At 42.9% G+C, this 15,614-nt stretch carries 10 protein-coding genes; 7 read left to right on the forward strand and 3 right to left on the reverse strand.

From position 1 onward, the window contains the following. Positions 1 to 670 precede the first annotated feature (670 nt). The 5 genes from hha (at position 671) to N5J69_RS20675 (ending at position 6,337) form a co-directional block, all read left to right on the forward strand. Positions 671 to 874: a hemolysin expression modulator Hha gene (gene hha, locus N5J69_RS20655; RefSeq protein WP_159222803.1), complete on the forward strand. Its 204-nt coding sequence runs from the start codon at positions 671 to 673 to the stop codon at positions 872 to 874. A gap of 386 nt (positions 875 to 1,260) precedes the next feature. Next, positions 1,261 to 2,127 (forward strand): RepB family plasmid replication initiator protein, encoded by an 867-nt coding sequence (locus tag N5J69_RS20660; RefSeq protein ID WP_010260494.1) that lies wholly within the window; start codon positions 1,261 to 1,263, stop codon positions 2,125 to 2,127. Between the two features lie 1,166 nt (positions 2,128 to 3,293). Beyond that, positions 3,294 to 4,502, forward strand: a complete 1,209-nt coding sequence (locus N5J69_RS20665; RefSeq protein WP_029571169.1) for an AAA family ATPase — start codon at positions 3,294 to 3,296, stop codon at positions 4,500 to 4,502. Continuing rightward, positions 4,499 to 5,485: a ParB family protein gene (locus N5J69_RS20670; RefSeq protein WP_029571170.1), complete on the forward strand. Its 987-nt coding sequence runs from the start codon at positions 4,499 to 4,501 to the stop codon at positions 5,483 to 5,485. Before N5J69_RS20665 ends, N5J69_RS20670 begins: the two co-directional genes overlap by 4 nt. Before the next feature lie 522 nt (positions 5,486 to 6,007). Beyond that, positions 6,008 to 6,337 carry a hypothetical protein gene (locus N5J69_RS20675; protein ID WP_052656084.1) on the forward strand — a complete coding sequence of 110 codons (330 nt, stop codon included), beginning with the start codon at positions 6,008 to 6,010 and terminating at the stop codon, positions 6,335 to 6,337. A gap of 126 nt (positions 6,338 to 6,463) precedes the next feature. Here N5J69_RS20675 and N5J69_RS20680 read toward each other — a convergent pair whose 3' ends face one another. The 3 genes from N5J69_RS20680 to N5J69_RS20690 form a co-directional block, all read right to left on the reverse strand. Next, complete coding sequence (locus tag N5J69_RS20680) at positions 6,464 to 7,135, reverse strand: tyrosine-type recombinase/integrase (RefSeq protein WP_279772462.1); 672 nt, start codon at positions 7,133 to 7,135, stop codon at positions 6,464 to 6,466. Further along, positions 7,122 to 7,301, reverse strand: a complete 180-nt coding sequence (locus tag N5J69_RS20685; RefSeq protein WP_227024374.1) for a hypothetical protein — start codon at positions 7,299 to 7,301, stop codon at positions 7,122 to 7,124. Before N5J69_RS20685 ends, N5J69_RS20680 begins: the two co-directional genes overlap by 14 nt. Before the next feature lie 370 nt (positions 7,302 to 7,671). Continuing rightward, on the reverse strand, positions 7,672 to 12,534 hold the full coding sequence (locus N5J69_RS20690; RefSeq protein WP_279772463.1) for a hypothetical protein: 4,863 nt from the start codon (positions 12,532 to 12,534) through the stop codon (positions 7,672 to 7,674). Positions 12,535 to 13,213: 679 nt separating this feature from the next. On the opposite strand from N5J69_RS20690, the gene N5J69_RS20695 reads away from it, so the two are divergent. Continuing rightward, the gene (locus N5J69_RS20695; RefSeq protein ID WP_159222876.1) at positions 13,214 to 14,245 is read left to right on the forward strand and encodes a tyrosine-type recombinase/integrase; all 1,032 of its coding nucleotides are present in this window, start codon (positions 13,214 to 13,216) and stop codon (positions 14,243 to 14,245) included. 134 nt (positions 14,246 to 14,379) lie between these two features. After that, entirely contained in the window at positions 14,380 to 15,153 is a 774-nt protein-coding gene (locus N5J69_RS20700; protein WP_159222875.1) for a nucleotidyltransferase domain-containing protein, read from the forward strand. The last annotated feature ends 461 nt before the right edge of the window (positions 15,154 to 15,614 follow it).

Here is a 15,614-nt window from a genome sequence, read left to right on the forward strand (position 1 = left end):
GTTGCTCTAATTCTGTCTGCTCTTTTATAGCTAATACCGGTTGTATTACAAGCCAGGGATGTCCCAGATGGCTTTGCTAAAGGTGCCTGAGGATGAGGCAGAGCCTCCCTGTTAAGTTCTATCTCGTTATGTGGCTCATCATGTAACATTCTTTTTTTATGATGTTGCCTGCCCATGTGTCTGTTTGCAATGAGCCTGCATAACCTCGAGGAGATGATGGCAGAGCGTGGCGTGATGGTTGACCATTTCCTTTCTTTAGCGCTGAGCAGATCCTTACTGAGAACACCGACGTTTTTTTCACAGGCTCATGGCGTCCCTCAGACCCAGAAAATGGACTCCATTATGTATCTGTCCACATACCATTGTTTCCTGCCACTATAAATTCGTTATGCATAATACTTTAATGTTTATGCTTTGTGACCGGAACACCCGAACCGGCCAGTCCATAATCAGTAACCAGCTGCCGTGACTTTTTTTCATCAACCACCATCTTACGAGTACACTCCGTTTTGATAGCTTTTCAAGCGCTTCTGCTACTGGCACATTTGTAAATCCGTACAGAGACACATCGGCAGAACCGGCACCTGGGCGTATAAAATATATGATTAGTACCAGAGCGGTGCAGTCCTGTGAAAGCCCGCCTGCAGGTCAGAGCTGGCATAAGGGAAAAATGACAAAAACAGATTGGTTGATGCGATTCAGACGTTGTCGTTCGATTGATACGCTGGAGACTGTATATGAGCACCTGAAATACAAAGGTGACTCGAAAGAAGAGTTCGCAATTAACTCAGCATATGAGCATCGTAAGGCTGAATTGACAATGGGAAAGTTGTTTGATCGCGTTCCGCCACACGTATGGAAATTCGTTAAATGAGAGACTGCATGGAGTAGCAGCAAGATTTTACCGGTAACTGACGGCGCACACACAAATTCTTTGTGTGCGCGCCGTCAGTTGAACAAGCCGCAGGCGCGTTAGCAAAGAAGATCGTTTATCCACATTTGCACAGGCTCGATCCAATAACTTACCAATTTAGATCCTTATAGCTCCTAAAAGATCCCGCTGTCTCTCAGGCCCTGCCACATAAGGCCTGAAGCACTTTTATGATGTGTGGTGGCGGGATAAACATGTGTTCTGACGGGAAAATCGTGTGTGCTGGTGGGCTGGTAATGTGTGCTGTTGGGATGTAGTGTGTGTGCTGTTGGGATATAAGCCATTTTTAATAACAGGAAGATCCTGTGACGCAGAGTTGAGATAACTATATGACAGATAAGTCATTCATTGGCGATGCACTTTATAGTGACATGGTCAGTAAAGAAAAACAGCTCACAGTTAATTCTAACAATACTGTTCAGCCCGTGGCATTGATGCGCCTTGGTGTTTTTGTTCCTAAACCCACGAAATCACAGGGTGAAAACAATATTGTTGATGCTTCGGAATTGTTTTCACAGCTGGAGATTGCCCGGGCTGAAGGTTACGATCATATCAACATTTCAGGTCCGCGACTGGATATGGATAGTGACTTCAAAGTGTGGATAGGAGTTATCTATGCTTTCAGCCGACACGGACTGACATCGAATAAAATTGAACTGAAATTCACTGAGTTTGCTAAAGGGTGTGGTTTTTCTGCTAAACGTATAGACGGCAGGCTGCGTCTTTCGATCCATGAGTCTTTGGGGAAATTACGTAATAAATCAATCTCTTTCAAACGTGGACGTGATGCTAAGGGAAGTTATCAGACAGGGCTTTTGAAAACAGGCTACTTTGATGCTGAAAAAGATATCGTCCAGCTTGAAGCGGATGAAAAACTCTGGGAACTGTTTCAGCTGGATTACAGAGTCCTTCTTCAGCAACATGCAATCAAAGCACTACCTAAGAAGGAAGCGGCTCAGGCTATTTACACTTTCATTGAAAGCCTTCCAGCCAATCCTATTCCGGTAAGCTTTTCACGTTTACGTGAACGTCTCTCTCTTAGCAGTTCTGTAAGCGAACAAAACCGCACAATCAAAAAAGCGCTTGAGCAGTTACAAAAGATAGGTTACCTGGAATTCTCACTGGTTCGTAAAGCGCGGGAAAATTTCGTTATTATTCATAAACGTAACCCAAAACTTAAACCGGCTGACATCTGAATGTGTGCTATCGGGGGCCTTAGACAGCCCTCCACTTCAGAACAGCAATTATTCTATCCCGCCAGCGCACATGCTCAGGCAATGCATTGTTCCGGAAACCTGTCAGGGCACATATTAAGGGCTTTGACTCTTAACAGCAGCCCGTCAGCACACACAATCGGGTATTTTAAGCACATCTGATCCCCTCCAGCACACATTAATCTCCCGCTAACGCACATAATTATGAGTCATTCAGGAAAACCTATCCTGCCAGCACACACTTTCTGAAGTCTCTGAAGCTCAGTTTCCCGCCAGCACACATGATCGTGACTTTCGGACGGGCTTAACCGGCCATGACACATTTTTAGTTTCACTTGAACTCGTATCCCTCCAGCACACATTTCTGTATCCAAAATGAAGAAAATAGCCTGTCAGCCTGCATTTCTTTGCTTCTGCAAAGTAAATGGGCGTCCACCTTATCAGTCAGTTGCTTCATATAGCCCGTTATAGACGGCTTTTAGAGGAACTGCCTGTAAGCAGAACCGCCAGCACATATGTTGAAGTCCTGTGCTTTTTAATACCCGCCAGCACACATTTTCCTTTGGGAAATGACATTCCGCCTGCGCACATTCTCTTTCATGACAACGGTATCCCGCCAGCACACACGATCTATTGCTTAGTTCAAGATGCTTTAGGTTGCAAGTCTCCTATTTCAGACGTGTATTGTCTAAAAGGTTGAGTAAATGAGACTTTTCATCTTCTCTACCGAAATAACCGCACTCAGTTTTAATTAAAATTGTGCCTCCGCCAAACTTATTGAAGCACGCATGAATGACCTTCGAAACTTCTGAAACTATACAGGCATCACCTGCAGAGTAACTGAAAGACATTACTGATTATCGCTGAAGTAGAGGGAATTTCAACCTGAAATAAATTAATAAAATCAAATAAAAACATATACTTGAATGCTTTATGATGTAGGGTAAACCCATCTGAATTTCAGTGCATTTCTTATTCTGAGACGGTGATTCACTCATTAACAGGACATCACTTTTGCCGGTAAAGACAGTGATACTGTGAGCAATATTTTTTTCTCATGTACAAGAAATTCATGTCTTTTCGAAAAATATTGCTCTGACATTTTTGACATGTACAATCAACATAAAAATTGACAACGGAACCGTTAAATGAAAAGTCATTATGGTGGCGTGGACGAGACTGCACGCAGAGCCAGCGCAATGTTGCGCAGTATGAGCGACGATATATCCCTCAGAAGAAATGAGTTTGGTCTGGATCAGTACTACCAGACATTCACACGTAACTCTGTGGCGAACCTGCCTAAACTCAGCCGGCGTGCAGTTGAGCAGGCGATCGATGAAATGGAAGCGCAGGGGCATGTCTTCGGCAGAAAAGACGCCGGTAATACCCGACACTATGCGCTGACCATTAAAGACGTAGTTGATATTTACGCTCACCGCAAAGTGCCTAAATACCGTGATTTGCACGCCGGGGAAGGCCCCTTTGTTATCTTTGTTGTGAATCTAAAGGGCGGCGTGTCGAAAACCGTAAGCACGGTGACGCTTGCACATGGTTTACGTGTTCATCAGGACCTCCTGCAGCACGATCTTCGTGTCCTTGTGGTTGACCTTGATCCCCAGGCCTCCAGCACCATGTTTCTCAGCCAGCAAAACAGCATTGGCTCCATAATGGAGACGGCTGCACAGGCAATGCTTAACGATCTTGGCGCTGAGCAGCTCCGTGAAGACATTATTAAACCCACAATCATTCCTGGTGTGGATGTGATCCCCGCCTCCATAGACGATGGTTTCATTGCCAGTCAGTGGAATGATCTCGTCAGAGAACACCTGCCGGACAAGTTACCCTCAGAAGTTCTGCGCCGCACTATCATTGACCGTGTTGGCGGGGATTATGATTTTATCTTTATTGATACCGGTCCTCACCTTGATGCCTTCATGCTGAATGCTCTCGCGGCAAGCGATTTACTGCTCACACCCACGCCGCCGGCTCAGGTGGATTTTCACTCCACTCTGAAATATCTCACCCGACTGCCTGAAATGATTGAGCAGCTTGAGGAAGAGGGAATTACGCCACGTATAAAAGGGAATATCGGCTTTATGTCGAAAATGACCTCAAAACGTGACCATGAGATGACACATGGTCTGGCCCGCGATGTCTTCACGTCTTACATTCTTGATGCGGCACTGCCACGGCTGGATGGCTTTGAACGTTGTGGAGAGAGCTTTGATACCATCATCAGCGCCGATCCCGGTTCTTATCCGGGCAGTGCTGAGGCGCTGAAAAAGGCAAAACGGGAAGCAGAACGTTTTACTCAGGCTGTATTTAAAAGGATTGAGTTTATCAGGGGTGTGAAATGAAGAAAGAAATGGTGAAACTGGGCCGGCAGCTGGGTAACTCAAGTTTTTCGAAAATGATGAGTGAGTCTGACAGCGAGCGGGTTTTCACCCTGAAGTCTGGCGCTCAGGCCCGTTTTGTTCTGACAAAGTTTCTGCATGATGACATTGAAGCACAGACTTTTGTAGACGCAGCCGTTAATGGCCGAGACCAGGCCTTTCTGACGCGCGAATCGGTCAGTGATATTTCCCGTACCATAAGACTGCAGCAGTTCTTTCCCGCTATTGGCCGGGAGGTAGACGGACGTACAGAGATTCTCGATGGTTCACGCCGTCGGGCCGCCTGTCTTTACAACGGGACCGCCTTTGAAGTGCTGGTGACGCGTGATGCGTTGTCCATCTCTGATGCCAGACAACTGGCCGCTGATATTCAGACTGCCAGAGAACATACGCTGCGTGAACTCGGTAAAAGATTAAAGCTGATGTATCCTGCAGATATGAATCAGTCAGATATTGCCGCCGCAGAAGGACTTTCTGCGGCCAAGGTCACCCGGGCGTTTCAGGCGGCTGCAGTTCCTGAAGAGATCATTGCGGTGTTTCCTTCGGTCAGTGAACTCTCCATCAGTGACTATCAGATTCTGCTTGAGGTGACTGAGAGAGCCCGGACGAGAGGCATCAGCACGGAGGAGTTAACTGGCCACGTTCGTGCACGTATCGAAAGTGACGCGCATTACGACAGGGGTGATCCCACCTATAAGGCAAAAATAATCAGTTATTTTCGCGCTGAAAGCGCAGAGCCTAAAAAAGGGTCGGCCGGCAAAAAAGTCGTGACTGAAAAACTGGCTGAATTTGCTGATAAAAAGCAGTTTGCCAGAAAGAAAACGGACTCAGATAAACGGGTGGTTACTTATGAATTCTCGCGCCTTTCTGCAGCCTGTCAGGCTGAACTTGATGCCGCTGTCAGAAGCGTCATTGAGCGTATGATTGTGAATGAAAAAGACGCATGACTTACTGCCAGTTGCGGGAAATCCAGGAGAGGATTCCCGCAAAACAAATGCTTTAACCTTATGTTTTTTTTGAATAAAGAAAGGAAATTTCAATCTGAAATTCCCCTAATAGCATTTTCTTTAATTGCCAGCAGCTGACAGGGCCGGTTCTGGTCAAAGCAACAGAGCTATCCAGCCTGAAGCATGATAAAAGAACAAGGGGCCTGGCGTAACAAAACTCATTTTTTAAAACAGTACTTTTCTGCGAGCCTCGACAGGAATGATCGTGTGGGTGGCTCACCCGTGCTGATTCAACGTTTTCCCCATCCTGGATGTTTATTCATTCCCCATACATAACCTAATACGGAACCTGCTGTACGTCACAAAATTCTGTTCCCTGCCTTCAGGCGTGGCATCATGTTTTGAACCCTTCACAGACAGCAGGCATATTGATTACTGACATTTCCTGTATCCTCCGCGGTCATGTTATTGAGGCAGGAGTAAGTCAGGACCTGGATAGCTTTTCCCGGTTGCTGAAATCAATTGCGGTACGACAAATTAGTACCCGACTGGCATATCCTCAGTAAAACCTCGCGCAACTCGCCGTCGGTGTGCAGTTTTATCAGCGAGCATCCCGGCATCAGAATTGAGTCGCACTGTATGGATGAGACGCAGATTAAGCTGATTATCTGCCAGAATGAGGCGGCGACGCTTCACGCAGATGATGAAGTCATCAAGCTCTTTTATCAGGAACATCACAGGTATGGCTGCCATTCCCTGAACAAAGGAGCCAGTAAAGAACCCGGTCAGTTTACCGACGTCTGTATTGTGCCGGGTGCAACGCACCGGGCGCTGCTCGCAGTCCGGCGGTGAAATGAGTTGCCACCTGCTACCCGTAACAGACTCTGCGTGGCCTGTTTGCGCGCCCGGGGGCACATCTGGTTTTTACCGGAAAACCTTCTCCGCCACTTCAGACAGTAAGTGTTATCAAGGCAAAGATCAGCGGGGCAGCAGCAGTCGGCTTGCCTCATGTGGATTCATGGAGAACCGCACCCCGAGCTGACGGGTGACTTCCAGCGCAAACACCCGCGTATACCACTCGGTGGACTTCGCGTCTTTATGGTCCATGAGGGTCTGAATGACCTTCTGCGGCACCTGGTGCTGCACGAGGTGCATCGCAAACGAATCCCGGAACGTATTCGGCGTTACCGGCCGGATGGAAAACATCACACCGTCACGCGCTGCAGCTGTCACGGCCTGACTTATCCAGCTGCGTGCCGTGTCCTCGCTCTTAATGTCCCAGAGCCGCGCACCCGCAGGCAGGGCCGTCGTCGCAAACCATTCACTTAAGCGTTGCACGAATCCAGGATCGGTCAGCGGAACCGCCCGCGGCGGGTTGTCCCGGATTTCCGCTTCGGTTTCTCGCTCCGCCTGCTGCTCCTCACGGATCGGCCGCCCGTGCCGGCGGCTTCGGGCCGCCGCTTCCAGCTTCCGCTGTTTGAGCGTGCGCAGGACCACGAAGGGTGATGATAGGGGCGCGCCGCTGAGCGGATCGTCCAGCACAAAGTCTTCTTTCGTAAGCGGCAGAATTTCGTTCAGCCGGCCGCGGGTGTTCCACAGCGCATCGATGAACAGACGCTTGCGAAGATCGGGCACCCTAGAGAGCAGCACGGCCACTTCGGGAGCACGGCATGTCGGTGCCGTAGGCGGCGGCCAGGTTCCGCAGCGCCACCGCGCTTTTGTAGTCAAAATAGCGTGCGGCGTCCGAATTGGTCAGATTATGACCACTGACGTCGCTGTGTGAAATCTGCATCAGTTCGTGGGGTAAAGTACCCAAACTTTCAATCTCCGTTGTCTGCCGGTGTGGAACGTATTTTACATTCGCCCTACGGATTACCTAGTTCTTAGAGGATGCCGGATGGCAATCGGGACACAGAACTTACCTTCTAAGTTAAGTCCGTCACGTGAGCTGACGCTTATCTTCTCAAAGGGTAATGGCGACGATTCTTCATTCATGAGTGTGCAATATACTTATTATGTTAAATTCATGGGATAAGTTATTAATTATAATATCACGAGGTTTAAAAAAAATTGATGTGAATAACACTTTAAATTTATTTAATCGAATGAACTTTTCTAAATCTGCATATAAAATCGGTTAGACATAAACCGATTTTATATCTAAGTTGAGAATATTAGAACTTAATTTATAACTGGAATACAGTTTTTCTTACACGCTTTCCATTATGCATAACTTGACCATTAAGATATCTATCCAGTTCCGCCTCACATTTTTCAGCATCATCAGATGTCATAACAGAAATCTCACTCATTTTATTACCTAATGAATTAAACGATGTTCCAATTCTTAAGCCGTTTCCTTTCGTTATCAACCACCGGTCATGAATGTGATCATGTCCATCAGTTTTTTCAATTCCATATATATATGTTTCAGGGGGAGACTGATCGGATATAGAGTGCCATTCGGATTCAAAAGACTCATTGGAATCGCTTGATTTACTCTTAAGGTAATCGAGTCTTGTGAGTACATGAATAACATGTACGATTTCAAGCTCGCTGAATAAGGAAATTATATCTATATCATTTTTTGAAAAATAAGGGTCGCAAATTTTAATATAATCTTTACCATTTTTCTGAAGCCAATCACTAATGAAATTCAAAGCCTGATCTCTATTGTCTGCATGTACTATAAATGAACTATCACTTACTTCAATAGATGATTTACTAATGAAATCATTCTTCCTATTGACGATGGCGAACGCCATTTCTGTGGAAGTAAGCAGCATCTCGCAAACCGGTTGAATCTGGGTTTTTATATCATTTTTTGATTTGAATTTTCTTGCCGAGTTCTCAATATACCAGCAATATAAAGGATAAATTTCTGACAAACCTAACTCTGAATCTATCGTCATATAGCTTATCATAACATCTAAATTTTTAGCAGAAATTCTATGAGCAAGAAGAGATGAAAAGTTTTTCCACGATGCCTCGGAAATATAGCTTTGATCAATAACACCATCTGTATCTAACGTTTTATGCTCGGCTAGTTTCTTTTTTGCTCTAATAACTTCCACATTATGAGTAGCATTCATTTTAGCCTCTCTCCGTGCTGGGTCATCATCAAAAAGTTCCAGTAATACATCTGCATAACCTGGTTCTATTTGATCTGCAGAATCAATTAAAGATGATTGAATTTTACTAATATCTTCATCATCATTTAATTCCTTAGAGAGTTCAAAGGTTTGTTTTAAAATGTTCTTAGCTTGCTTAGTATTTATATTTTTACAAGCCAAGGAGAAAGTTTGATTTCTACCAATTCTATCTTTTACAGAAGGTATAAGATCAATGTTGTGTTGAGCGTTATCTAGCAACTCATCACGCCCAACAATCATTTTTGTAGGCAAGCATTTAGAAACTTCAATTTGAACGAAAGCTTTATCGGCAATGTTTGGAATATTGTCTATTTTTGAAATTAAAGCAATCCATTTATCTTGGCTTACATCTGTAATACTATAAGCTTTAGCGTAAGCACAAATCAAGAAGCCATCATGCGTTATGTTTTTTTGATCTGGTAATTTATCATCAATAACTGATATTAATTTATCGGATAAATCTTTTCTTTGAAGGTGTGTAAGTCTGCTTTTATTTTTTTTACTTGCAACAGTTCTTGTTAATTTATCAATAACAAGATATATGACAGAGTCATCATTCATATTATTTATTAAATTTAGAATATCTTCACAATCGTGATGACTTACGATAAATGATTCAGAATCATCAACGATGTCTGGATCATATTTTGTTTGTTTTCTTCTTATTAACTCACATGTTTGATAAAGAGCACTATCAACAAAATCGTCGTCTAAATCAGATAACCTTGAAAGAGCTGATGTTTGGCGGTATACATAAATTGCTGGGAAAGCAATTTCTAACAGGATTGTATACTCAATAGGATCTTTCTTTTTAATGGTTTCAAGTATGGGAATGCAGAAATTATCAATAATTTTCTGTGGATTTCCGCCTGCAATCCAGTAACGAGTAGCTAACTCACAAAATAAAGCAATTTGATGCCTAATAGAAACCATTTTTTCAATAGAAGATGTTAATCTAAAGAGAAGATTTTCATCTAACATTGTTTCCCTCATTAAAGGATGCAAAGATCTTATAACCAATGCCAAGCATCGGAAAAAGCTTTCCTGAACTTCATTTTTTTCAAATTCAAGACTGTTCCTTGTGGAAATTATTTCTTTATATGCCTTCTTAGACTCCAATGGATGGAATTTTGAAAGGACTTCAACCGCAATAAAGCACATATTGTTTCTAGTATTCGAAACTGAGACATTCTCCAATACGTTATACAATAAATCGGTTATTTCTTTATGGTCTCTTACCTCCTCCTTGTCATTATAATATTTGAATAGATTTATTTTTATACCTAATTTAATTACTGGGTCTTTTACTCTTCCTGCCTGCAACGATAGAAAATCAATCCAACGACAATCTATCTTTAACTTGGTAATCTTTTTACTTAAAGCCAGTAACGTCATTGATAATAAATCATTTGTGTTTAGCTTATTCAAAATCTGGAGTGCGTAAAACTTATTTTTCTCGGTGAATTCTTTACTGATAACGATTTGAACCAGTTTTTTATATGCTAACTCTCGATTCGAAGAAGTATTCAACTTAGATGAGAGGATTATGGCATTTTCAACATCATATTCAGCTATAGCTGGAAGAATATGCTCAATGCATTCATATTGACTTACGGTGTTTTTGATTAATTCTTCAATGCTTGTTTGAAGCTCAGCAGTAATCAGCTCTCGAATTTTTTCTTCTTTTTCAAAATCACCATCACTGTCAACTATTTTTAATGCATATATAATTCGCGCATAGCATTCAGCTTTAATCTCATGATTCGATATTTCTGATAGATCGTAATAAATCTCAATAATTCTTTCGAAAGCTTTTTTCTTATCGAACTTTGACTCAGAGCAAGATATTGCACATGATAATCTTGTCCAGTCCCTAGTAACAGATTTATTTTTAAGTAAAGTTATTTGGGAGTCAAATTTAGCAATTATCTTTTTAAGTTCTGAAATGTTAATATCTTGCCCTCTTAAAGCCTCAGCAAGCTCTGCATAATCCTTTGCTTTAGGGAAGTAACCTGTGTCTTCAACTATAAGTTTTAAAGCATATTCAATTAGTGATTGTAAGTTTTTACTATATAAAGATACTTTTATGAATGAAAGGAGTAATGATATTTTATGTTCAGATGCAGATGAATCAATAAATTCTATTATTTGCTCGCTATTTTTTTCTTTTTGAAAAAGCACAAGTGCTGAAGTGAACTCCTGTAGAGCCTTTGATTTTATCTTCTTATCAAAACCTGGATTACCTGTTTCATTTACACCCATCGCCGCAGCTATAGTTGCACGAGAATATGCAAAATCTTTTTGCGGGTTTTGTTTTTCATCAAATGAGCATTCTAACACATTGGCTGCCAGTTCTGGGTCAAAAGCCATTATGTTTTCTACAACCTGTAGAGCTATATCACCGAGTTTATCAAAATCCACATTTTTAACTAATTCCTTAATTGATTGTATAATTACTTCATCAACCTCTCTCCCCTTCCTTTTCAAGCCGCATGCGTATGAAGTTAACAATATAAGCTTAGATGTTTTAGTAATAGCACTGTTGATTATTTCCATTGCATGATTTGAATCACCTATTGAAACTAATGCTCTAATTTCTTCTTCTGAGGCTGTTGACTTTGCTAAATCAATAAATAAACTCTTTTGCAAAGAGAATTGAAATACAGCTGTGGCTTTCTTTAATGTATGAGCGCTTGCTAATCCTAACTCTGCTCTTGTCATGAGTTGAGACAGCGATTGTGTTGAGTCTAGTAGTTTATAATAATGATCTTTAGACAGTAACTCGATTAATTCTTCATATCTGTTTTTCTGTTGTAGATAAGATGGCAGAAAAAGAAGTGCCGTTTTACTATTAGGGTCACTACTCAAAAGCTGAATTTGAAGATCATTTATTTCAGATTGATAATCCTTAAGGTTTCTCTCGGCAACTTTTCGATGAGAGCTTGAAATGAAATTAATGAAGCTACCATCTCTAATTTTTATGAAACTTTGTTTTTCGAGGAAGGGAATTATTTTTATCGCAGGTAAAGAAGATAAGGTGGCTAGATCCTCTACACAAACTTCTTGTTTAGAGTATGCAATAATCGCTATTAATTTAACAAACTCTTCATCATTCAATAGTGTTTTCTTTATTTCAATGTCAACAAAATCAAGGTATTTTTCAGGGGTGTTTTTAAGAATGCTTTCTAAAGTAGTCCCATCCATTATCATCCTTTTTATTGAGCTCAAGTGACCTGGAACCCCCTTGCATACATCTTTTATCTCACCAAGTTCCTTTTCAGAGAGGTTAACGTCCTTAAATATCACGTCAACCTCTGATGCACTTAATTTCATTATTTGATACGGTTTTGTGTTTACGTTATTAATATGTTTAGCTAACCGTCTTTGCGAACCGGATATGATAAATTTATATTGAGCAACACCTACTGGTAAAGCAATTCTCAGAATATCATTAATGTCAGATTCATCATCTGTAGGTATATGGTTTAAACCATCTACAACTATAAAAATAGTGTCTTTTTTTGCAGAAACTCTCACTTTGTGAATAAGAATTAGGTATTCTGCTTCTTCTATCGCAAGCTTACCCTGCTCTGGCTCACCTAAATATGATCTAAATTGTTCTGCTAATAAAACTTTTACATATTCTACACTATAAGAGTATTTGCTTGAAGGGTTTAGAAATATTGAGAACGTCAAATGACATGTATTTCTTACCAGCTGCGCAAGTAGAGTTGTTGCGCCTATGCCGCTTTCTCCTTCTAAAAAAACGACATTAGTATCATCATTCAAAATTTCAAAAATGGTTTCAACGATTGATGAACGTTCGATCTCATCCTTTTTTTTAAGAGGAAAAGAGGGAGTATAGTTCCAAGAATTTTTAGCCGATAAACTATTCATACAAAGTCCTTAATTTGCAAGGTATGAGATTCTTCTGCTTTACATATGCAATATTCATACATGCAATTGACAAAACATCAATAAATATATAGTAATAATAATGATGTTTATTCTATATGTTAAGCAAAATCAATGGGTTATGACACAATTTTGCTTTTTCGACTTTTTACATTCTCTCATTAACACAAATCTTGTTATTCTTATCTTGATTGAATCTTTAATAATTATTATAGGTTCGATGTTCGATTATGCATTGTTAATTTTATGTTAAAACAATACCTGCTTGTATTTTGTTCGTTGTACCTTCGCCTTCAGCTAGCATACGTTTCGATGAGTTAGGCCTTTCAAATAAGCAAAATCCTTATCCCTCCTGTTTCTAAAAACAGAAGTTTTAATACATACCACTAAGCCGATGGATTATTAAATCAATAACCTTATATAATTATGTTTATATAAGGCCAGACAGAGTCTCTGAAACCTTGTATCATGCGGATCGGGGCTGGATCCTGAACCTTTAAGGCCATTTATATGAAACGGCGCAGTTCTGGACGGTGTGCGGCTGAACGACGGTGTTTAAAAAAGAGGCATCGCTACGTAAAATCTGACGAGCATTACCCTTGCTACTTTCTCAGAATTCACGTAGCGCTGCCTTCAGCCAAGAGTTGTAAATGGAGCAAACATGAACGATATCTCCGCTTTTACCGGTGTGACTCTTAGCAGCAGCGCCGGTGATGATCTCACTGCTAAACTGGCCGCGTTCGTCCGCCATCGAGAGGCCTTTTCGGCCAACACGTGGCGTCAGCTACTGAGCGTCATGCGGATCTGCTGGCGCTGGTCGCAGGAGAATCGTCGGTCCTTTCTGCCTATGTCACCGGATGACATGCAGGACTACCTTTTTCACCTGCAGACCATTGGCCGTTCAACTTCAACCATTTCGGTGCACGCGGCGCTTATGTCGATGTTACACCGTAACGCCGGACTGGTGCCGCCAACAATTGCGTCGGACGTCGTTCGCGCCAGGAAAAAGATAAACCGTATAGCGGTCATGTCGGGTGAGCGTACAGGACAGGCCGTCCCATTCTGCCGGCCGGATCTGAACCGTCTTGATGCTGAATGGGCTCATTCTCCGCGCCTGCAGCAGTTGCGCGACCTCGCATTTATGCATGTTGCTTACAGCACACTTCTGCGCATGAGCGAACTTTCCCGTCTGCGGATCAGAGATATCTCCCGTGCAGCAGACGGGCGTATCATTCTGGACGTTGGCTGGACTAAAACCATCCTGCAGTCAGGTGGGATCGTTAAGTCCCTCAGTGCGAAGTCATCCCGCAGGCTGAGCGAGTGGGTCACCGCGGCGGGTCTCGCCAGCGAACCTGACGCTGTTATTTTCTGTCCTGTTCATCGATCTAACCGTATTGGCAGGGTGTCGGAAGTCCCCATGAGCGCGCCCTGCCTGGAAGATATTTATCGTCGTGCCCGTCAGGCTGCGGGTGAGACGAAAGCTCTTGAAACCAACAAAGGGCGCTATGCAAGCTGGAGCGGACATAGCGCCCGCGTCGGCGCCGCACAGGATATGGCCAGAAAAGGAATATCCATTGTACAGATCATGCAGGAAGGTACCTGGACGCAGACCCAGACTGTCATGCGCTACATTCGTATGGTTGAAGCTCACCGGGGAGCAATGGTCACCCTGATGGAAAACGATGATGATTAGCTGATTAAGCGATCTGCTTCTGAGGTTCAGTACTGTGTTTACCCTGACTGAAATCTGTCTGTGATGCTGAAAGATTACTGTTCTGCGTTGCAGGCTTTAACTGACGATATGATGTATGACATGACGGTGAGCCAATGGCAGTTGATAAGTACGGGTTCATTACCCAGCCTGATCTCAAAGGATTTCAGCCAGCCTTTTCACAGCTGATTGCGGATGTTGTTCAGACACTGACAACGACATTTCCGTATCTGATTCATAGCGTTTATGTATACGGCAGCATTATCGACGCGACGGCCACTGAAAGGCTGTCTGACCTCGATCTTACCGTGATTTATTATCGCGAACCCGATGCAGATGCCACTGCAAAAATCGACGTTGTTAAGACTGAGCTTGAGCAGGATCATCCGGTTGTCAGTAAGATTGACATCGATCCGGGCGTGCTTGAGGAAGTGATGCTACCGGCTAACGGTATTCGATGGGGTTACTGGCTGAAGCATCACTGCGTATGCGTTTACGGTGAAGACCTGCGCGATCGCTTTGAACCCTTCAGGCCCTCAAGGGACATAGCCGTTGCCGTTAACGGTGATTTTCTCGAGGTACTTAACGGCTACGTTGCTCTGATGAAACCCACTCTGAAACCTGTGCAGCGCCATGTCCTGCAGAGGTCTGCTGCACGTAAGGCCATTCGTTCAACAAACATACTGAGAGAAGATAATGATCAGGATTGGCCGGTTACGCTGAAAGAATTGGGTAAAAAATTTAATGACCGCTATCCGGCTCTGGCCGAGGAGATGGATTATTTGTTGAGCATAAGTCACCGTCCACGCGGCGACATAATGGTATTCGCCAACAGGATCACAACTTTTAGCTACTGGCTCAATGCAGAATTTCATACGCGTCAGCGGTAAATAACTAAATCAGTACAATAAAATCCTCAGATCTAAGGGTGTCGCAGAATCCATTATCAGGCTCTGCGGCTCACGCTTCTTGGGGGACTTTTATCAAAAAAATGTTGCAAGGGAGAAGTATTATCTGGCTGACGTCGCCATCCAGCCCGTAACAGCAATATGTCAACCGCGGGAAAATTGATGCCCTCGAAGCTCCTGTCTCACAGGATAGCTTTACAGGAGGCCGCGTGTTAAAGGGATAACATGCTACGCTAGGGCTGTTTTTTAAGCATCAATGTTTAACAACTGCATGAACTGACGATGCTGTATCGTTTCTGGGTCCGAAACCATTCAATTTCCGCGAAGGGCAGGGGATAGAGGTAAACAAATATATCCTTGCAACCGGACGTTAAGCTATGTTTTGACTGCTCTGCAGGATCGTCAGCTGGCCAAAATCATTACTCGCTATCAATAGGTCGTTC

The sequence above is a fragment of the Pantoea sp. GD03673 genome (genome assembly GCF_029844725.1).
Lineage (GTDB): Bacteria > Pseudomonadota > Gammaproteobacteria > Enterobacterales > Enterobacteriaceae > Pantoea.

Coding starts and splice junctions, on each gene's coding strand:
- hha (WP_159222803.1), top strand. CDS start 671: ATGACAAAAACAGATTGGTTGATGCGATTCAGACGTTGTCGTTCGATT.
- N5J69_RS20700 (WP_159222875.1), top strand. CDS start 14,380: ATGGCAGTTGATAAGTACGGGTTCATTACCCAGCCTGATCTCAAAGGA.
- N5J69_RS20670 (WP_029571170.1), top strand. CDS start 4,499: ATGAAGAAAGAAATGGTGAAACTGGGCCGGCAGCTGGGTAACTCAAGT.
- N5J69_RS20665 (WP_029571169.1), top strand. CDS start 3,294: ATGAAAAGTCATTATGGTGGCGTGGACGAGACTGCACGCAGAGCCAGC.
- N5J69_RS20695 (WP_159222876.1), top strand. CDS start 13,214: ATGAACGATATCTCCGCTTTTACCGGTGTGACTCTTAGCAGCAGCGCC.
- N5J69_RS20660 (WP_010260494.1), top strand. CDS start 1,261: ATGACAGATAAGTCATTCATTGGCGATGCACTTTATAGTGACATGGTC.
- N5J69_RS20690 (WP_279772463.1), bottom strand. CDS start 12,534: ATGAATAGTTTATCGGCTAAAAATTCTTGGAACTATACTCCCTCTTTT.